21 protein-coding genes are annotated in these 17401 nt (G+C 76.1%); 9 read left to right on the plus strand and 12 right to left on the minus strand.

What is annotated here, in order from left to right:
- The first annotated feature begins 64 nt into the window (after positions 1-64).
- Entirely contained in the window at positions 65-610 is a 546-nt protein-coding gene (locus ACI79I_RS08890; protein WP_456991946.1) for a GNAT family N-acetyltransferase, read from the plus strand.
- On the opposite strand, the gene ACI79I_RS08895 is transcribed toward ACI79I_RS08890, so the two are convergent.
- The gene (locus ACI79I_RS08895) at positions 611-1057 is read right to left on the minus strand and encodes a rhodanese-like domain-containing protein (protein WP_456991947.1); all 447 of its coding nucleotides are present in this window, start codon (positions 1055-1057) and stop codon (positions 611-613) included. It lies immediately after the preceding gene.
- 107 nt (positions 1058-1164) lie between these two features.
- On the opposite strand from ACI79I_RS08895, the gene ACI79I_RS08900 reads away from it, so the two are divergent.
- Together ACI79I_RS08900 and ACI79I_RS08905 are read left to right on the plus strand one after the other, a co-directional pair.
- Positions 1165-1824: a GntR family transcriptional regulator gene (locus ACI79I_RS08900; protein WP_456991948.1), complete on the plus strand. Its 660-nt coding sequence runs from the start codon at positions 1165-1167 to the stop codon at positions 1822-1824.
- The gene (locus ACI79I_RS08905) at positions 1808-2830 is read left to right on the plus strand and encodes a 1-aminocyclopropane-1-carboxylate deaminase (protein WP_456991949.1); all 1023 of its coding nucleotides are present in this window, start codon (positions 1808-1810) and stop codon (positions 2828-2830) included. The genes ACI79I_RS08900 and ACI79I_RS08905 overlap by 17 nt, the downstream gene beginning before the upstream one ends.
- 51 nt (positions 2831-2881) lie before the next feature.
- Here ACI79I_RS08905 and ACI79I_RS08910 read toward each other — a convergent pair whose 3' ends face one another.
- From ACI79I_RS08910 to ACI79I_RS08935, 6 genes are all read right to left on the minus strand, one after another.
- On the minus strand, positions 2882-3187 hold the full coding sequence (locus ACI79I_RS08910; RefSeq protein ID WP_456991950.1) for a hypothetical protein: 306 nt from the start codon (positions 3185-3187) through the stop codon (positions 2882-2884).
- Between the two features lie 17 nt (positions 3188-3204).
- Positions 3205-3600 carry a DUF1622 domain-containing protein gene (locus ACI79I_RS08915; protein WP_456991951.1) on the minus strand — a complete coding sequence of 132 codons (396 nt, stop codon included), beginning with the start codon at positions 3598-3600 and terminating at the stop codon, positions 3205-3207.
- 35 nt (positions 3601-3635) lie between these two features.
- A complete protein-coding gene (locus tag ACI79I_RS08920; protein WP_456991952.1) occupies positions 3636-3857 on the minus strand; it encodes a hypothetical protein in 222 nt (73 codons plus the stop codon).
- A 471-nt stretch (positions 3858-4328) separates the two neighbouring features.
- On the minus strand, positions 4329-5012 hold the full coding sequence (locus ACI79I_RS08925) for an alpha/beta fold hydrolase (RefSeq protein WP_456991953.1): 684 nt from the start codon (positions 5010-5012) through the stop codon (positions 4329-4331).
- On the minus strand, positions 5009-5218 hold the full coding sequence (locus ACI79I_RS08930; protein ID WP_456991954.1) for a hypothetical protein: 210 nt from the start codon (positions 5216-5218) through the stop codon (positions 5009-5011). Before ACI79I_RS08930 ends, ACI79I_RS08925 begins: the two co-directional genes overlap by 4 nt.
- Before the next feature lie 30 nt (positions 5219-5248).
- Positions 5249-6271 (minus strand): NADP-dependent oxidoreductase, encoded by a 1023-nt coding sequence (locus ACI79I_RS08935; RefSeq protein WP_456991955.1) that lies wholly within the window; start codon positions 6269-6271, stop codon positions 5249-5251.
- 323 nt (positions 6272-6594) lie between these two features.
- Here ACI79I_RS08935 and ACI79I_RS08940 point away from each other — a divergent pair, with 323 nt between their 5' ends.
- From ACI79I_RS08940 to ACI79I_RS08950, 3 genes are all read left to right on the plus strand, one after another.
- Positions 6595-7734 (plus strand): class I SAM-dependent methyltransferase, encoded by a 1140-nt coding sequence (locus ACI79I_RS08940; RefSeq protein ID WP_456991956.1) that lies wholly within the window; start codon positions 6595-6597, stop codon positions 7732-7734.
- A gap of 58 nt (positions 7735-7792) precedes the next feature.
- Positions 7793-8884, plus strand: coding sequence for a class I SAM-dependent methyltransferase (locus ACI79I_RS08945; RefSeq protein ID WP_456991957.1), 1092 nt, complete (start codon positions 7793-7795; stop codon positions 8882-8884).
- Between the two features lie 128 nt (positions 8885-9012).
- Positions 9013-10596, plus strand: a complete 1584-nt coding sequence (locus ACI79I_RS08950) for a methyl-accepting chemotaxis protein (protein WP_456991958.1) — start codon at positions 9013-9015, stop codon at positions 10594-10596.
- 360 nt (positions 10597-10956) lie between these two features.
- Here ACI79I_RS08950 and ACI79I_RS08955 read toward each other — a convergent pair whose 3' ends face one another.
- Positions 10957-11448 carry a phosphoribosyltransferase gene (locus ACI79I_RS08955; protein ID WP_456991959.1) on the minus strand — a complete coding sequence of 164 codons (492 nt, stop codon included), beginning with the start codon at positions 11446-11448 and terminating at the stop codon, positions 10957-10959.
- 61 nt (positions 11449-11509) lie between these two features.
- Between ACI79I_RS08955 and ACI79I_RS08960 the strand changes: the two genes are divergently transcribed.
- Entirely contained in the window at positions 11510-12004 is a 495-nt protein-coding gene (locus tag ACI79I_RS08960; RefSeq protein ID WP_456991960.1) for a hypothetical protein, read from the plus strand.
- A gap of 9 nt (positions 12005-12013) precedes the next feature.
- Here ACI79I_RS08960 and ACI79I_RS08965 read toward each other — a convergent pair whose 3' ends face one another.
- The 4 genes from ACI79I_RS08965 to uraD form a co-directional block, all read right to left on the minus strand.
- On the minus strand, positions 12014-12580 hold the full coding sequence (locus ACI79I_RS08965) for a DUF6461 domain-containing protein (RefSeq protein ID WP_456991961.1): 567 nt from the start codon (positions 12578-12580) through the stop codon (positions 12014-12016).
- Between the two features lie 4 nt (positions 12581-12584).
- The gene (gene pucL, locus ACI79I_RS08970; protein WP_456991962.1) at positions 12585-13475 is read right to left on the minus strand and encodes a factor-independent urate hydroxylase; all 891 of its coding nucleotides are present in this window, start codon (positions 13473-13475) and stop codon (positions 12585-12587) included.
- Positions 13476-13620: 145 nt separating this feature from the next.
- Entirely contained in the window at positions 13621-13938 is a 318-nt protein-coding gene (gene uraH / locus ACI79I_RS08975; RefSeq protein WP_456991964.1) for a hydroxyisourate hydrolase, read from the minus strand.
- A complete protein-coding gene (gene uraD / locus ACI79I_RS08980; RefSeq protein WP_456991965.1) occupies positions 13935-14432 on the minus strand; it encodes a 2-oxo-4-hydroxy-4-carboxy-5-ureidoimidazoline decarboxylase in 498 nt (165 codons plus the stop codon). Before uraD ends, uraH begins: the two co-directional genes overlap by 4 nt.
- 81 nt (positions 14433-14513) lie before the next feature.
- On the opposite strand from uraD, the gene aceB reads away from it, so the two are divergent.
- A complete protein-coding gene (gene aceB, locus ACI79I_RS08985; protein WP_456991967.1) occupies positions 14514-16085 on the plus strand; it encodes a malate synthase A in 1572 nt (523 codons plus the stop codon).
- Positions 16086-16097: 12 nt separating this feature from the next.
- On the plus strand, positions 16098-17390 hold the full coding sequence (locus ACI79I_RS08990) for a DUF6986 family protein (RefSeq protein ID WP_456991968.1): 1293 nt from the start codon (positions 16098-16100) through the stop codon (positions 17388-17390).
- Positions 17391-17401: the final 11 nt, after the last annotated feature.

A 17401-nucleotide genomic window follows, 5' to 3' on the forward strand; every position in this document is an offset into this window, starting at 1 on the left:
TCCCACGGCGCGGAGGACGCGCCCCTGGCACTCCGCTCGGGGCCGTGGGGCACGATGCCCTCCCGTGATCCCCGATGAGCTGGCCGCCGGTGCGCTGCGCCTGCGGCCCTGGCGGGAGGACGACGTCCCTGCAGTGTTCGCCGCCCTGCAGGACCCGGCCTGCCGGCTGTGGAGCGGGGCGGGCACCGTGTCGAGGGAGGATGCCGCCCTGATGGTGCGGGTGCGGATGGACCCGACCCTCGAGGACCGCGCCGCGTGGGCCGTCGTCGATCCCGCGGGCGCGCTGCTCGCCTCGGTGTCCCTGCACTCCATCGATCGCGGCCAGGGCGACGCGGAGGTCGGCTACTGGACCGTGCCCGCGGCGCGGGGGCGTGGCGTGGCCCCCGTCGCGGTCGACGCCGCCTGTCGCTGGGCCTTCCCCGCCCTCGGCATCGACCGGGTGGAGCTGTGCCACGCCGTGGAGAACGCCGCCTCGGCACGGGTCGCGGAGAAGGCGGGCTTCAGCCTCGAGGGCCGGCTGCGCCGCTCCTACCGCTACGGCGACGGGGTCGAGCACGACGAGCTGCTCTGGGCGCGCCTCTCCGGCGACCCGCCCCCGGCGCTCGGCTGATCAGCAGCCGCAGCGGGCCCCCGCCGGCGCGGTGAGCGGGTCGACGACGGCCCGCGAGACGCCGGCGGCGGTCTCCACCGGCAGGCCCTCGCGGGCCCAGTACTCGAAGCCGCCGATCATCTCCCGCACCCGGAAGCCGAGCTGCGCCAGTGCCAGCGCGGCGCGGGTGGCCCCGTTGCAGCCCGGGCCCCAGCAGTAGGTGACCACCGGGACGGACCGGTCCAGCTCGGCCGGCGCCCGGTCGGCGATCTCCCGGCCGGGCAGGTGCACCGCGCCCGGGACGTGCCCCTGCTCCCACGCCTCGCGGCTGCGGCTGTCGAGCAGCACGAACCCCGGCGTCCCGGAACCCAGCGCCGCCGAGACGTCGCTGACGTCGGTCTCCACGGCGAGCCGCCGGGCGAAGTGGGCGGCAGCCTCGGAGGGCGGCGTGCTCCAGTCGTCGATCACACCGTCGATGGTCGCGGCGCCCGTCGCCGGCCACGAGGTGCGTTCCTGCCGAGGACCGCAGCGTCCCGGCCTTGACGCGGCGGCATTTGACATCTGAGATGTCAGTTGTGTCCCTCGCTCCGGTCGGCCGCGTGCTGCTGCGCGACGTCGCCCTCGTGCGCATCCGGGAGGCGATCGTCTCCGGCGACCTCGCGCCCGGGGCGGTGGTCAAGGACGCCGAGCTGGCCGCTCGCCTCGGGCTGTCGGTCGCCCCGGTGCGCGCGGCGCTGGCCCGGCTGGCCGACGAGGGCCTGGTCGAGGCCAAGCCGCAGAGCCACACGCGGGTGACGCCGCTGCGGGTGCGGGACGTCCGCGATGCCGCCGCCGTCGTCCGGGCGATGCACGAGCTGGCGGTCCGCGAGGCGGTGCCGGTCACGACCCCGGACGACGTCGCCGCCATGCGGGCGGCCAACGAGCGCTTCGCCGCCGCGGTCGCGGCCGGGGACGTCGACGCGGCGCTGGCCGCCGACGACGAGCTGCACGCCGTCCCGGTCGCCCGCTGCGGCAATGCCGCCGTCGCCGCGACCATCGACCGCTACACCCCCGCCGTCCGCCGGCTGGAGCGGGCCCGCTTCGCCGCGGCGCACGGCCGGGAGTCCGTCGTCCTGCACGACCGCCTGATCGCCGCCTGTGCGGCCTCCGACGTCGACGCCGCCGTCGCCACGACCACCGAGATCTGGACGGCGCTGCTGTCCGAACTGGAGGAGCCCGATGTCGACCCTCGCTGACTTCCCCCGCTACCCGCTGCTGTTCGGCCCGTCGCCGGTGCACCGGCTCGACCGGCTCACCGAGCACCTCGGCGGTGCCGCGGTGTGGGCCAAGCGGGAGGACGTGAACTCCGGCATCGCCTTCGGCGGCAACAAGACCCGCAAGCTCGAGTACCTCGTGGCCGACGCGCTGGCGCAGGGCTGCGACACGCTGGTCTCGATCGGCGGCGTCCAGAGCAACCACACCCGCCAGGTGGCCGCGGTCGCCGCGCGGGTCGGGCTGAGGTGCGTGCTCGTGCAGGAGAGCTGGGTCGACTGGCCCGACGCCGTCTACGACAAGGTCGGCAACATCCTGATCAGCCGGCTGGCCGGGGCCGACGTCCGGCTGGTCAAGGCCGGGTTCGGCATCGGGTTCAAGGAGAGCTGGGAGGCCGCGCTCGCCGGGATCGAGGCCGACGGCGGCAGGCCCTACGCGATCCCGGCCGGGGCGAGCGACCACCCCCTGGGCGGGCTGGGCTTCGCCGGCTGGGCGGAGGAGGTGGCCGCGCAGGAGGCCGAGCTCGGGGTCTTCTTCGACACCGTCGTCGTCTGCTCGGTGACCGGCTCGACGCAGGCCGGGATGGTGGCGGGCTTCGCCAAGCTGGAGGAGGACGGCGCCCGGCCGCGGCGGGTGCTCGGCATCGACGCCTCGGCCAAGCCCGCGGAGACCCGGGACCAGGTGCTGCGCATCGCCCAGCGCACCGGCTCGCGGATCGGCCTGCGCCGGGAGCTCACCCGCGACGACGTCGAGCTCGACGAGCGCTACCACGCCGGCGTCTACGGCATCCCCGACGAGACGACGATCCGCGCGATGGAGCTGGCCGCCCGCACGGAGGGCATGGTCACCGACCCGGTGTACGAGGGGAAGTCGATGGCCGCGACGATCGACCTCGTCGGCCGGCGCGAGATCGACCCGTCGTCCACCGTGCTCTACGCCCACCTCGGCGGCCAGCCGGCGCTCAACGGCTACAGCGCGCTGTTCTCCTGAGCCTGCAGCGGAGTGCGAGGGGCGAGGGATCCTCGCCCCCTCGCACTCCGCTCAGGCGCGCCAGGCGGGCCGGACCAGTTGTCCCAGGGGTGGCAGCCGTCGCCGGCCGGGGGATGGGGGCCGGCCCGACCAGGCGCGCCGCGCCGTGCGCAGTCCCGCCCCCACGACCCGCCGGAGGGCGACGACGGCGGCCGCGACGGCGAGGGCCTGCCAGCTCGGGTCGCCGGCCAGGCGCAGCAGGCCGGCGGCCAGGAGCAGGTCCAGGAACACGGTGAGGGCCAGCGGTGGCCGGCGGGTCACCGCCAGCGCGAGGACCCCGCAGACCAGCGCAGCGGCGACGACCGCGGTCGCTGCCACGCCGGTCACCTGTTCGATCACACCGTCCGCCCCTGGTGCTGGTCGGCGGGGTCGACGGTCCCCCGGCCCTGGTCCTCGGCGACCTGCCGGCGTTCCTCGGCGATCTCCCTGCCGAGGAAGTAGTTCAGCGCCGTCCGGATGGCCGCCACCGCGGCCAGCTGTCCGAGCTCCCGGAAGCTGGGCGCCACCGCCGTCCGGAGGACGTCGCTGGCCAGCTGGAACTCCAGGCCGAGAGCGAGGAACCGGCCGAGGGTGAGCCGTACCGGGACGAAGGCCGCCGCGCTCCGGTCGCGCAGGCCCACCCAGAGGAACCGGACGAAGGCCCACACCGCCCCGATGATGATGACGGCGGCGCCACAGGCCTCCACGACCGTGACCAGGACGCCCACGACCTCGGCGAGCAGTTCTTCCACGCAGCGGACCTACCCGGGCCGGAGCGCGTCACCACTCAGGCGCCGAGCGAGTCCGCCGCGGAGCCGTCGAGCGTGTCGAGGGCCTCGCGGATGCGGCGCTCCTCGAACGCGAGCGAAGTGCGACTCCATGATCGCGGCCAGGCCGTCGAGCTCCCCGGCCAGCCGCCGGTGCCCGCGGCCAGCTCTCCGGCGAGCTGCTCGATCCGCAGCACGATGCCGGAGATCATCGCGTGGTCCTCGGCCATCTCCTCCAGCACCGGGCGCAGCTCGGGGAACGCCGCGGCGAGCGCGGGGGAGGCGCCGGCGTCCTCCCCGGTGTGGTGGCGGGTGAGGGCCGTGCAGAAGGCCGGGCAGTGCGCCGGCAGCGGACGGCGGCCGTCGGGCGCGGCGCGGCCGCGGCCTGCAGGTCCCGCAACTGCGCCCGCAGGTCGTCGTGGACGCGGACCAGCTCCGCGCCGAGCGCCTCGGCCCGGCCGCGGGCTGGACGCGGACGACCGGACCGGTCGTCGAGGGTCGAGGCATGGGGTGGGTGTGGTGGGCACGGGGTCCTGTCGGGAGGAGGTCGCGGCGGCGGTCGCGGCCGCGCGGCGGGGACAGGACGCGGGGGCGGGCCGCGGGCCCACCCGGCGCTCAGCCGCCTGCCGGGGACCCGTCTCGTGTGCGGCGCGAGGCCGACCCGGCAGTCACGGGCGGGAGGCCGGCGCCGGCCGCGAGCGGGCCCCGACCACTCACAGCGGAACGGCCAGCTCCGACTGCTCCAGCGCCGCGCGCAGGTCCGCCCGCCACGGCGCCAGCTCCGCCCCGGCCAGGACGACGTCCCGCACGAACGCGTGCCAGACCGGCGCGCGCCGCACCATGCTGTGGCCGCCGGCGATGGTGAACCGGGCGATCCGGGCGCCGGCGTCCCGGGCCCGGACGGCGAACTCCGCCGACAGCGCCGCCGGCACCCAGCGGTCTCCCCGCCCGTGCAGCACCGCCACGGTCCGGTCGCGCAGGTGCTCCACCGGCTCGCCGGGCGGGGTCCACGGGGCCAGCGCGCACACCGCCCGCACCGACGGGTCCCCGCCGGCGCGCAGCACCGCTCGGCCGCCCATCGAGTGGCCGACCAGCACCACCGGGACGTCCTCGCCGTGGCGGGCCCGCAGCTCGTCGAGGGTCCAGCGGACGTCGGCGTAGGCGTCGGCCGCCTCGGCGTTCCAGCCGGCCACCCGGTAGCGGACCAGGTACGTGCCGACCCCCTGCTCCGCGGACGACGCGCGGACGAACTGCTCGATCGCCCGCATCCGCAGCAGGGACAGCGCCCGCTCCCGCGGCGGCTCGAGGCTGGCCACAGTGCCGCCGTGGCAGAACACCGCCAGCGCCCGCAGCGGCCCGGGCGGCAGGACGGAGTCGAGGGCGGGGCCGGCCGTCACCGGCGCCAGCGGCGGCGCCCGCCACGGAGCGTGGCGCGGGCGCGGTCACCCAGGTCACCGGCGCGCAGCAGCGTGCGGCTCACCGGGGTGGAGCCGGTGCGCCGCTCCAGGGCGCGGCCGGCCCGGCGCAGCAGGCCGGAGGTCAGCGGGACGACGACGGAGAGCACCAGCCACATGCGGAAGCGGCGGGTCAGGAAGAGCCACATGCGCACCAGACTGCCCCGAACCCCGCGGGCTCAGTCGGGGTCGGGTGCCAGCCGGACGACCATCTTCCCGGTGTTGGCCCCGCGCAGCAGGTCCAGGAACGCCGGGACGGCGCTCTCGATCCCCTCGTAGACGGTCTCCCGGACGACGAGCTCACCCGACCGCAGCCAGCCCGACACCGTCTCGGTGAACTCCTCCCGCAGGTCGGCGTGGTCACCGACCAGGAAGCCGCGCAGCGTCAGCCGCTTGCCGACCATCAGCCCCAGGTTGCGCGGGCCGGGCGGCGGCTCGACGGCGTTGTAGCCGGAGATCGACCCGCACAGCGCCGCCCGCCCGTGCACCCGCAGCACCCCGATCGCGGCCTCCAGGTGCGCGCCGCCGACGTTGTCGAAGAAGACGTCGATGCCGCCGGGTGCGGCCTCGGCCAGCGAGAGCGCCACCGGGCCGTCGTGGTGGTCGAAGGCGGCGGTGAAGCCGAGCTCACCGGTGAGCCAGGCGACCTTGGCCGGGCTCCCGGCGCTGCCCACGACCCGTCTGGCGCCGCGCAGCCGGGCGAACTGCCCCACCAGGCTGCCCACGGCACCCGCGGCGGCGGAGACGTAGACGTCCTCCCCGGTGGTGAACCCGGCGATCCGGAACAGCCCGGTGTACGCGGTGAGGCCCGGCATGCCGAGCACGCCGAGGAACCACGACGGCGGGACGTCGGTCAGCGACGGCAGCCGGGTGACCGCACCGGCGTCCAGGACGGCGACCTCCCGCCACGCCGCGTCGGTGAGCACGAGGGCGCCCTCGGGCAGGTCGGGTGCGCGGGAGGCGACCACCCGGCCGACCGCACCGCCCCGCATCACCTCGCCCACCTCCCAGGGCGGCGCGTAGGACGGCGTCGAGCGCATCCGGCCGCGCATGTACGGGTCGACCGACATCGCCACCATGCGGACGACGACCTGCCCCTCGGCGGGGTCGGGCACCGGCACCTCGACCAACCGGAAGTCCTCCGGCGTCGGCTCGCCGTGCGGGCGGGCGGCCAGGTGCCACTCGCGCGTCGTCCCGGCCATCGGTGCTCCTCCCGGCTCGGTGCTGCTCCGGGTCGATCCTGCCGCCGGGCCGCGGTCCCCGCCGTCCGGGTCGGGCGCCTGCCCTGCGCGCGTGGGCTCGGAGCATGCTGTTCTCCCGGTCCAGGACCCAGCCGGTGTCACCCGAGGACGCCCTGCCCGGCCGTCCCGACCCGCTGCCGCACGTCCCCGAGGTGCACGCGGTCAACGGCAACCGCATCCAGCCGCCGTTCCCCGCGGGTCGGCCTCCCCGGCGTCCGAAGCGGAGTCGCGGTATCGGAAGCTCTACCGTCGTATCCGGTCCCGAGACGGCGGTGGCGCTTCCGATGCCTGCGATCCCGCGCGAGGAGCTGTTCGCGCAGCTGCGACGCGAGCCCGACGTCGAGGCGCCGGACCTGGTCGCCGTCGACGCCACCGACCGGCTGCTGCTCGCCGAGGCCGGTGAGGCGATCCCGGCGGCCGGCCCCGGCCGGGTGGTCGTGGTCGACGACTCGCACGGCGCGCTGACCCTCGGGGCGGTGGGCGCCGGCGCCCGCGACGTCCGCGTGCACCAGGACCTGCTGGTCGGCGAGCTGGCCCTGGCCCGCAACGCCGATCGCACCGGCCTCTCCGGCACGTACCGCTCCCTGCCGCTCGCTCTCGAGCTGGTGGACGGCGCCCGGATGGTGCTGGCCAAGGCGCCGAAGTCGCTCGACGCGCTGCGCGAGCTCACCGAGCTGGTCGCGGCGGCGGCCGACCCGGAGGTCACCGTCCTCGTCGGCGGGCGGGTCAAGCACATGACGCTGGCGATGAACGACGTCCTGGGGGTCGGCTTCACCGAGGTGCGCGCGACGCTCGCCCGGCAGAAGTCCCGGGTGCTCGTCGCCCGCGGCCCGCGGCCGGGCGTCGCGCCGTCCTTCCCCCGCCGGCAGGTGCACGCCGACCTGGGCCTCACCGTCTGCGCGCACGGCGCGGCCTTCGCCGGGACGCGGGTCGACGTCGGCACCCGCGCCCTGCTCGCCGCCCTGGCCGACGCCGCCCCCGACGCGCGCACCGCGCTGGACCTGGGCTGCGGCACCGGCGTCCTCGCCACGGCGCTGGCGCTGGCCCGGCCGGGGCTCGTCGTCGACGCCAGCGACCAGTCCGCGGCCGCGGTCGCCTCGGCCACGGCGACGGCCGCGGCCAACGGGGTGGCCGACCGGGTGCGGGTGACCCGGGACGACGCGGCGTCCACCGTGCTCGACGGGAGCGTCGACCTGGTGGTCTGCAACCCGCCCTTCCACCTCGGCGCCGCCGTGGTGACCGGCGCCGCCGACCGGCTGTTCGCCGCCGCCGGCCGGGTGCTGCGGCCCGGCGGCGAGCTGTGGACCGTCTACAACAACCGGCTCCCGCACCGGGCGGCGCTGCGCCGCCTGGTGGGCCCGACCCGGGTGGTGGCCTCCGACCGCCGGTTCACCGTCACCGTCTCCACCCGCAGCTCGAGGTGACGGACGGGGTCGGAGGGCCCTGGTCGGATCGCCGCCCCGCGGGCCACGGTCCGGGGGCATGACGACGACCGAGACCCCGCCCGCGGGCACCGCCGACGACCTCGCCGGACGCATCCTCGCCGGGGTGACCGCCACCCTCGAGCTCGCCGCCGTCGACCTCGGCGTGGCGCTGGGCTGGTACCGCGCCCTGGCCGAGGCCCCCGCCACCGCGCCCGAGCTCGCCGACCGGACCGGCTCCGACGCCCGCTACGCCCGGGAGTGGCTCGAGCAGCAGGCGGTGGCGGGGATCCTCACCGTCGACGACGTCCGGGCCGAGCCCGACGCCCGGCGGTACGCCCTGCCGGCGGAGTACCGCGGCGTGCTGGTCGACGAGCTGGACCTCTCCTACATGCCGCCGTTCGCCCGCGTGGCGATGGCGTTCGTGCGGAACGTGCCCCGGCTGCGCGAGGCCTACCGCACCGGCGCCGGGCTGAGCTGGGCGGGGATGGGCCGCGACGCCCGCGAGGCGCAGGGCGACGCGAACCGCCCGTACTTCCTCGGCCCGATGGCCACCGAGGACCTCCGCTCGCTCCCGGAGGTCGACGCCGCGCTGCGGGCCGGCGGCCGGGTCGCCGACGTCGGCTGCGGCATGGGCTGGTCGGCCATCGGGATCGCCCGGGCGTACCCGCGGGCCCGGGTCGAGGGCTTCGACATCGACGAGCCCTCCGTCGAGCAGGCGCGGCGCAACGCCGAGGAGGCCGGCGTGGCCGACCGGGTGCGGTTCACCTCCGTCGACGCCGGGTCAGCGGCCGGCGAGCCCGGCGCGTACGACCTGGTGACGGCGTTCGAGTGCGTCCACGACATGCCCGACCCGGTCGCCGTCCTCGGCGCGATGCGGCGGCTGGCGCGGCCCGACGGCACCGTGCTGGTCGTCGACGAGCGGGTGGCCGAGGAGTTCACCGCGCCCGGCGACGACGTCGAGCGGCTGATGTACGGCTACAGCCTCCTCTGCTGCCTGCCCGACGGGCGGTCCACCCGGCCCTCGGTCGGCACCGGCACGGTGATGCGGCCGGCCACCCTGGAGCGGTACGCGCGGGAGGCGGGGTTCGCCGGCGTGGAGGTCCTGCCGATCGAGAACGACTTCTTCCGCTTCTACCGGCTGCGGGTGTGAGACAGGTCACGGTTCGGCCACGTCCATGAAACCTGGAGCAGTTGCGCTGTAGTCGCTCCACCGTCCGGCCGAAGCAGCGGGCAACGGCGCGCACCTCCGCGCCGATCCCTGGTGCGCAGGAGTGCCCGATGGCGCGCAGCCTCTGGTCCGACCGTCCCCTCGGCGTCAAGCTCGCGGCCCTCGTCGCCGCCGGCGCCGTCGTCCTCGCCGTCTTCGCGGTCATCGCGGTGCAGGCGCTGTCCGCCACCGGCGAGCGTGCCGACGAGCTGCTCGTCACCACCTCGGCCACCGGCGCGGCGCTGGAGGCGGACATGATGCACGACGCCGTCCGCGGCGACGTCCTGTCCGCGCTGCTGGCCGCCGGCGGGCCCGAGCACCGCGCGGCCGTCGCCGACCTGGCCGACCACGCCGGCACCTTCCGCGAGGTGCTGGCGGCGGTGGCGGACTCCGGGCTGGAGCCGGCTGTCGCCGCGGCCGTCGAGGAGGTGACGCCCGAGGTCGAGGCCTACCTGGTCGCCGCCGACCGGATCGTCACGCTGGCCGGCGCCGACCCGGTCGCGGCCCGGGCCGCGTACCCGCAGTTCGCCGAGGCGTTCGCCGTCCTGGAGGAGGACCTGCCCGCCGTGGGCGAGGCCGTCGGCCGCGAGGCGGCGGAGGCCGCCGCGCAGAGCGCCGACCAGCGGACGACGGCCATCACCCTCTCCGTCGTGGTCGCTGTCGCCGGGGTGCTCGTGCTGGGTGCCCTCGGCTGGGTCGTGACCCGGTCGGTCGTCGGGCCGCTGCGCCGCGTCGAGGCCGTCGTCACGGGCATGGCGGACGGCGACCTGCGCGGCTCGGCCGGCGTGACCAGCCGCGACGAGGTGGGCCGGATGGCGGCCGCGCTGGAGGCCTCGATGGCGAACGTGCGAGCCGTCCTGGCCACCATCGGGGACACCTCGACGACGCTGGCCTCCGCGACCGAGGAGCTGTCCGCGACCGCGCAGGACATGACCCGGCTGGCGGACGCGTCCTCGGTGCAGAGCGGGGTCGTGGCCGAGGCGGCCGGCCAGGTGTCGGTCAACGTGCAGACCGTCGCCGCGGGCTCGGAGCAGATGGGTGCCTCCATCCGGGAGATCGCCCGCAACGCCAGCGAGGTGGCCCGGGTCGCCGGGCAGGCGGTGCAGGTCGCCGATGCGACGAACGCGACCGTGAGCAAGCTGGGGGAGTCCTCGGCCGAGATCGCCGGGGTCGTGCAGGTGATCACCGCGATCGCCGAGCAGACCAACCTGCTGGCCCTCAACGCGACCATCGAGGCCGCCCGGGCCGGGGAGGCCGGCAAGGGCTTCGCGGTGGTGGCCAACGAGGTCAAGGAGCTGGCCCAGGAGACGGCCAAGGCCACCCAGGACATCACCGCCCGGGTCGAGGCCATCCAGGGCGACACCTCCGGCGCCGTCCGCGCGATCGGGGAGATCTCCCGGATCATCGGCCTGATCAACGACTCGCAGGGCACCATCGCCGCCGCCGTCGAGGAGCAGACGGCGACCACCACGGAGATGAACCGCAACGTCGCCGAGGCAGCGACCTCGGCCGGCCAGATCGCCGAGAACATCGCCTCGGTCGCCGGCGCCGCCGGGGCCACCACGAGCGCGATGACCGACGCGCGGACGGCGATGGACGAGGTGGCCCGGATGGCCGCCGCGCTCAGCGCCTCGGTGGGCCGCTTCCGCTACTAGAAGGACCCCGTCCTCCTCACCGCTCGCGGGCTCGCGGCGAGCCTCTGGACGGGGCCAGGTGCGATGGGGGACCCCGTCCTCCTCACCGCTCGCAGGCTCGCGGCGAGCCTCTGGACGGGGCCAGGTGCGATGGGGGTCCCCGTCCTCCTCACCGCTCGCGGGCTCGCGGCGAGCCTCTGGACGGGGCCAGGTGCGATGGGGGACCCCGTCCTCCTCACCGCTCGCAGGCTCGCGGCGAGCCTCTGGACGGGGCCAGGTGCGATGGGGGACCCCGTCCTCCTCACCGCTCGCAGGCTCGCGGCGAGCCTCTGGACGGGGCCGCCCCTGCCCCCACCACTCGCGGGCTCGCGACGGGGCCGTTCAGCGGGCCGGGCGGCTGCTGCGCGTTCGGACCGGCGGGAGGGTCGACCAGGGGAAGTCGATCCACCGGTCGGTGCGGCGCCACACGTAGTCGCAGCGCACCACCGACTGCGGCTTCTCGTAGACCACCGCCGTCCGGACCTCGGCGACGTAGCCGGCGCAGAAGTCGCGGACCAGTTCGAGCGTCTTGCCGGTGTCGGCCACGTCGTCGGCGACCAGCACGTTCGCGCCGGTCAGGTCGACGACGTCCAGCGTCGGCGGCAGCACCACCGGCAGCTCCAGGCGCTCGTCGACGCCGGTGTAGAACTCGACGTTCATCACGAACAGGTTCTTGACGTCGAGCGCGTAGCCCAGCGCGCCGCCGAGGAACAGCCCGCCGCGGGCGATGGAGAGGATGAGGTCGGGCTCGTAGCCGTCGGCGGCGACCTGCTCGGCCAGCTCGCGGGCGGCGGTCCCGAACAGCTCGTAGGTCAGCGTCTCGCGCTCGCTCACCGCGCGATCCTCGCAGGAGCGCCTCTGGGCAGCGCCCCGGGGAGCCGGGCAGGGTGGGGTCATGACGACGTCGCGCCGCCTGCCCCCCGCCGTCCGCACGGTGCTGCCCTGGCTGCTCGCCTGGTGGGCGTTCCAGGCGGTGGTGGCCGTCACCGGCCGGCTGGTCGCCCGCCGCAGGAACGAGGGTGACGAGAGCACCGCGGGCATCCGCCGGGTGGTCGCCGTCGGCGGGCTGGAGCTGAGGCCGACCAACCCCGAGCTCTCGCGGGTGCGGATCGACCTGGTCATGGGCGGCGGCGAGCTCGACCTCACCGGGGTGCCCCGTGTCCCCGGCGGCGTCGACCTCACCGTGCGGGCGCTGATGGGCGGGCTCGGCGTGCGCGTCCCCTCCGACTGGCGGGTGTGGTGGTCCTTCCGCGGCGTCGGCGGGATCGGCATGGAGCAGGGAGCCGGGCTGACCCGCACCGACGACGAGCGCGGCGCCGACCTGCGCATCCACGCCGACGTGCTGTTGGGCGGCATCGGGGTCGAGGCGGCGGCGACGGCTCGGTCGTAGGGCGACGGCTCAGTCGTAGAGCGTCGCGCAGGGCAGCCGGCCCTCGAGTCCCTCCCGGGTGATCGTCAGGCCGAAGCGGCGCTCGACGAGGTCCGCGCACGCCGCGGCCGGCCGCGGCCTGCCCTCCTCGAGCGGCCCGCCCTCGTGCAGCAGCCCGATCCCGGTCAGCACGTCGTCCAGGGCGTGCGGCTCCCGGCCCCACCGGAACTCCGGGATGGCGACGTCGAAGCCGGTCACGTAGACGCCGTCCCGCGCGTGCAGGCAGGACCTGACCGCCGCGGTGACGCAGAGGGCCACGGCCTCTCCGCCGCGAGCGGTCAGCCGCTCCAGCAGGGCGGGGTCGCCGCCCCGCACCGTCGAGGCCTCCACGGCGTACAGCCAGCCCTGCGCCGTCCCGACCCGGACGGCGGGCCGGTCCAGCTCCAGGGCCTCGCCCAGCGTGCACCCGCCCCGGTCGAGCTCGCCGGCGTCCAGGGCGGCGAGGAGGTCCTCGACCCTCGGCCCGCGCACCGCCGTCAGCGTCAGCAGCACCTGGTCGGCCACCCAGTCGGCGAACCAGTCGAACCGCCCGGTCACGGCGTCAGCAGAAGCCCGGCGTCCCCCGCCAGGCCGCCTCGGCCGGGGGGACGTCGTCGCGCAGGACGGTGCCCTCGATGAGCCCGTAGGGACGGTCGTCGGCGTGGTAGACGACGCCGGGGTTGTCCAGCCCGAAGACCGAGAGGTCCTGCAGGAAGTGGTGCCTGTTCGGCATCGACATCCGCACCTCGGCCACCTCCGGGTACCGCTCGAGCACCGCCTCGCCCATCGCGTACAGCGTCTGCTGCAGGGCCAGGGAGTGGGTCGCGGCGAAGGTCTCCAGCAGCGTCGCCCGGACCCCGGCGAAGGCCGCGTCGAAGTCCGGGTCGGCGCTCGTGTACCGCCAGCGCGCGGTCACCGCCGTGGCGAGGATCCGCTCCCGGGTCTCGGCCAGCGTCGTGTACCGGTCGCGCGGGAAACCCCGGAACTCCGAGCCGGTGGTCTTGAGGACGACGAGGTCGCGCAGCCCGGCGAGCACGTGCACGTCGTCCCCGTCCACGGTCACCACCGCCGTCCGGACCTCGCCGCCGTCCCGCCGGAACGCGTGGTCGTGCGGCTGCCCGCCGACGACGATCCGGTCCCACCCGGAGGAGTCGATCGCCACCCGGGCCCCGGTGATCCACGGGTGGGCACCGGCGAAGTGCCGGGCCAGCCGCAGCCCGAACGACTCGATCGCGCCGACCCCGTCGCGGGCGAAGGCGAACACGGTGTTCTTCTGCGTGTCGGTGGTGAGCACGTGGGCGTTGTCGCCGGCGGTGTGCGCGGCGGTGAAGTCCCCGCGCAGGCTGGTGCTCACGTTCAGGTCGACCAGGGTGTGCCGCGGGCTGCTGCGGTCGACCGCGACCACCCGCACCTCCGCCTTGCCGTACTGGTTCGGGCCGAGCCGGATCGCCATGGGCGGCACTGTTGCACGTGGGACGTTGCGTGCGGATGACGCGCGGTCACCCCAGCGCCGCGGCGACCCGCCCGGCCCGGCCGCCCGTACCCGTCGAACGGGACCCCGATCAGCTCGACCTCCGCCATGGCACCTCCTGGGCGGTTCAGCTCCCGCGGTAGGTCGAGTAGGCGAACGGTGCCAGCAGCAGCGGCACGTGGTGGTGCTCCCCGGGCTCGGAGACGGCGAAGGTGAGGACCACCTCCGGGTAGAAGGTGTCCCGCCCCTGCTCGGCGAACCACGGTCCGGTGGCGAACTCCAGCCGGTGGGTCCCGAGGCCGGTCGCGCCCTCCACCAGCCGGCAGCGGCCGTCGTCGTCGGTGACCCCCTCGGCGAGCAGCTCCCCGCCGGCGAACAACCGGACGGCGATGCCCATCGCCGGGCGCCCCAGCCCCGCGTCGAGGACGTGCGTCGAGACGCTCATGAGACGAGCTCCCGCACCCGCAGCGCCGTGATCTGCGCCAGCTGCTCGGTCACCTCGGCCCGCTCGGCCTCCTCGTCGTTGCCCAGCCGGCGGCGCAGCTCGCCCAGCATCTCCCCGGGGCTGCGGCCGGCGGCGCGGACCAGGAACACGTGACCGAAGCGCTCCTCGTACTCCCGGTTGCCCTCGGCCAGGGCGGTCCGCGTGGCGTCGTCCGCCCCGGCCATCGCGCCCTGCTCCCGGCGGGAGGCCTCGGCCCCGGGGGAGGAGCCCTCCGGCCGGTCGCCGATCCGCGGGTGCGCGGCCAGGGCGAGGGCCACCTCCGCCCACGGCAGCCCGCGGGCCACCTGCTCGGCGCGGGCCACCAGCGTCTCGACGTCCGGATAGGGCCGCCCGGCAGCGATCTCCGCGGCGAAGTGCGGTGCGTCGTTGCAGGCCCGCAGGCGCTGGACGGCGCGGTCGGCAGGCTCGGCGTTGAAGTCGTCGAGAGCTCCCATGCGGCGAGGATGCCAGCCTCGCCGCCGTCGAAGGCCCCGGAGACTCCCGCGGACGGGCTGCGACGTGGCAGGGTGCCCGCCATGGTGGACGTGCGCGTGACCGGCCCGGACGTCGAGCGGGGCGAGGAGGTCCTCACCCCCGAGGCGCTGGAGTTCGTCGCCGACCTGCAGACCCGGTTCGGCGCGCAGCGCGACGCGCTGCTCGCCGCCCGAGCGACCCGGCGGGCGGAGATCGCCGCCGCGCGGTGGCTGGACTTCCGTCCGGACACGGCCGAGATCCGGGACGGCGAGTGGCGGGTGCCCCCGCCCCCGCCCGGCCTGGTCGACCGACGGGTGGAGATCACCGGCCCGACCGAGCCGAAGATGGCGATCAACGCGCTCAACTGCGGGGCGAACGTGTGGCTGGCCGACCTCGAGGACGCCAACACCCCGCACTGGCGCAACGTCGTCGGCGGCCAGCTGGTGCTGCGCGACGCCGTCCGCCGGTCCCTGTCGTTCACCAGCCCCGAGGGCAAGGAGTACCGGCTCCGTGAGGACGGCGCCCTGCCCACGATCGTGCCGCGCCCCCGTGGCTGGCACCTGCCCGAGCGGCACCTGCTCGTCGACGGCCAGCCGACCGTCGGGGCGCTCGTCGACGCCGGTCTGCACCTGTTCCACAACGCCCGCGAACAGCTGGAGCGCGGCAGCGGCCCGTACTTCTACCTGCCGAAGATGGAGGGCCACCTCGAGGCCGGCCTGTGGAAGCTGGTGTTCGACCACGCCGAGCAGGCGCTCGACCTCCCGGCCGGCTCCATCCGCGGCACGATGCTCATCGAGACCATCCCGGCGGCGTTCGAGATGGAGGAGATGCTGCACGCGCTGGGGAACCACGCCGCGGGCCTCAACGCCGGCCGCTGGGACTACCTGTTCAGCGTCATCAAGGTCTTCCGCGAGGCAGGCGCGGACTTCGTGCTGCCCGACCGGTCCGCGGTGACCATGACCGCGCCGATGATGCGCGCCTACACCGAGCAGCTGGTCGCCGTCTGCCACCGGCGCGGGGCCATGGCCATCGGCGGCATGGCGGCGGCCATCCCCAGCCGGCGCGACCAGGAGGCCAACGAGCGCGCGCTGGCCAAGGTGCGCGAGGACAAGACCCGCGAGGCCGGCGACGGGTTCGACGGGTCCTGGGTGGCCCACCCCGACCTCGTGTCGATCTGTCGCGAGGCGTTCGACGCCGTCCTCGGCGACCGGCCCAACCAGCTCGACCGGCAGCGTCCGGAGGTCGCCGTCACCGCCGCGCAGCTGCTCGACGTCTCCGGGGTGCCGGGGGAGCGCACGATGGCCGGGCTGCGGGCCAACGTCGAGATCGCGATCCGCTACCTGGCCGCCTGGCTGGGCGGCAACGGCGCGGTCGGCATCCACGGGCTCATGGAGGACGCCGCCACCGCCGAGATCAGCCGGTCCCAGGTGTGGCAGTGGGTGCACAACGCGGTCGAGCTCGACTCCGGTGAGGTCGTCACCGAGGAGTTGGTGCGCCGGGTGGTGGCCGAGGAGGTCGAGGGCATCGGGCAGCTGGACCGGCTCGACGACGCCCGGCGACTGTTCGAGCAGGTGGCCCTCGCCGACGAGTTCCCGGACTTCCTGACCCTGCCCGCCTACGACCTCATCGACTGAGGGAGGGCCCCGGTGCCCCCCTCACCTCGCGAGCTCGGCGAGGGACCCCGCACCGGGGCCGGGGCCGTCGGCGTCGACGTGACCGTGCCCGAGGAGGTCTACGCCGAGCTCGACCGGCGGCTGGCGCCGGTCGACGCGGCGCGGGCGGCCGCCTACCCGGGCGAGCGGGCCGGCCGGCAACCGGTGCACACCTGCTACGTGCCCGCGGACGCCGTCGTCCCCGGGCTGGCGGCCGCCTGGGGCGCGGCCGCGCTGGCCGCGCTCGACGAGCACGGGCTGCCCGACCTCGGCCTGGACGGCGGCCTGGTCGAGCAGGTGCTGCCGCGGGCGCGGGCCAAGCTGGCCCACGAGCCGGTCGAGGACCTGCGGGTGGACGCCGAGGACGGCTACCGCGGCGCGCTCGAGGCCGAGGACGGCGACGTGCGCCGGGCGGCCGCGGCCGTGGCCGCCGACCTGGCCGCGGGAGCCGGCCCGCCGTCGGTCGGCATCCGCGCGAAGTCGCTCGAGGGACCCACCCGGCGCCGCGGCGTCCGCAGCCTGGACCTGTTCCTCGGCGGCCTCCGGGGGACGGCGGTCCGCTGCACGGTCACGCTGCCCAAGGTGACCGACGTCGAGCAGGTGCGGGCCTTCCTCCCGGTCCTCGACGCGCTGGAGGGCGCGCACGGGATCCCCCTCGACCTGGAGCTGCAGGTGGAGACGCCGCAGGCGGTGCTCGGCGCCGACGGGACGGCGACCGCCGCGCGGATGGTGCACGCGGCCGGCCCCCGGCTGACCGGCCTGCACTACGGCACCTACGACTACAGCGCCGCCCTCGGCATCCCCGCGGCGCACCAGGCCTCGGACCACCCCGCCGCCGACCACGCCAAGCAGGTGCTGCAGGTCGCCGTGGCCGGCACCGGCGCCCGAGCCGTCGACGGCTCCACCAACGTCCTGCCGGTGGGCCCGCGCGAGCAGGTGCACGCGGCGTGGCGGCTGCACGCCGGCCTGGTGCGGCGGGCGCTGGAGCGCGGCTTCGCCCAGGGCTGGGACCTGCACCCCGCCCAGCTGCTGACCCGCTACGTGGCCACGTACGCGTTCTACCGGGCGGCCCTCCCCGCGGCCGCGGGACGGCTGGCCGCCTACCGGGAGCGGGTCGACGGTGGTGTCCTCGACGAACCGGCCACCGCGCGGGCGCTGGCGACCGTGCTGCTGCGCGGCCTGGACTGCGGCGCCCTCGACGACACCGAGGTGGCCGCCGCGGCCGGCGTCGACCGTGCGGTCCTCGACGGGCTGGCCGGCCGTCGGCGCGGTTCCCGAGCGGTGTGAGCGATCCGGCC

Source organism: Geodermatophilus sp. SYSU D01105, from assembly GCF_054050095.1.

Coding starts and splice junctions, on each gene's coding strand:
- uraH (WP_456991964.1), bottom strand. CDS start 13,938: ATGAGCGTCTCGACGCACGTCCTCGACGCGGGGCTGGGGCGCCCGGCG.
- ACI79I_RS08945 (WP_456991957.1), top strand. CDS start 7,793: ATGACGACGACCGAGACCCCGCCCGCGGGCACCGCCGACGACCTCGCC.
- aceB (WP_456991967.1), top strand. CDS start 14,514: ATGGTGGACGTGCGCGTGACCGGCCCGGACGTCGAGCGGGGCGAGGAG.
- uraD (WP_456991965.1), bottom strand. CDS start 14,432: ATGGGAGCTCTCGACGACTTCAACGCCGAGCCTGCCGACCGCGCCGTC.
- pucL (WP_456991962.1), bottom strand. CDS start 13,475: ATGGCGATCCGGCTCGGCCCGAACCAGTACGGCAAGGCGGAGGTGCGG.
- ACI79I_RS08960 (WP_456991960.1), top strand. CDS start 11,510: ATGACGACGTCGCGCCGCCTGCCCCCCGCCGTCCGCACGGTGCTGCCC.
- ACI79I_RS08935 (WP_456991955.1), bottom strand. CDS start 6,271: ATGGCCGGGACGACGCGCGAGTGGCACCTGGCCGCCCGCCCGCACGGC.
- ACI79I_RS08950 (WP_456991958.1), top strand. CDS start 9,013: ATGGCGCGCAGCCTCTGGTCCGACCGTCCCCTCGGCGTCAAGCTCGCG.
- ACI79I_RS08905 (WP_456991949.1), top strand. CDS start 1,808: ATGTCGACCCTCGCTGACTTCCCCCGCTACCCGCTGCTGTTCGGCCCG.
- ACI79I_RS08940 (WP_456991956.1), top strand. CDS start 6,595: ATGCCTGCGATCCCGCGCGAGGAGCTGTTCGCGCAGCTGCGACGCGAG.
- ACI79I_RS08930 (WP_456991954.1), bottom strand. CDS start 5,218: ATGTGGCTCTTCCTGACCCGCCGCTTCCGCATGTGGCTGGTGCTCTCC.